At 64.5% G+C, this 330-nt stretch carries 1 protein-coding gene; it reads left to right on the top strand.

The window, feature by feature from the left end; translation table 11 throughout:
• Positions 1-12 precede the first annotated feature (12 nt).
• On the top strand, positions 13-330 hold a 318-nt coding region (locus F0U44_RS24210; RefSeq protein WP_246160768.1), incomplete at its 3' end, for an AAA family ATPase.

Below are 330 nucleotides of genomic sequence, written 5' to 3'. Positions count from 1 at the left end.
GAGCTGCTCACCATGTGGTTCGGCGAGTCCGAGGCGTACGTACGCGACATCTTCGTCAAGGCTCGATCGGCATCTCCGTGCGTGTTGTTCTTCGACGAGCTGGACTCCATCGCCAAGTCGCGCGGCGGCTCCGTGTCGGACGCGGGCGGGGCGGCGGACCGCGTCATCAACCAGATCCTCACCGAGATGGACGGCATGGGCGCCAAGAAGAACGTCTTCATCATCGGTGCCACAAACAGACCGGACATCATCGACCCGGCCATCCTGCGTCCCGGCCGTCTGGACCAGCTCATCTACATCCCGCTGCCGGACGAGAAGTCCCGCGAGGCC

Source organism: Nocardioides humilatus (assembly GCF_008373755.1).
GTDB lineage: Bacteria > Actinomycetota > Actinomycetes > Propionibacteriales > Nocardioidaceae > Nocardioides > Nocardioides humilatus.
Note: the sequence above shows the minus strand (reverse complement) of the source record. Positions and strands in the feature narration are given on the sequence as shown.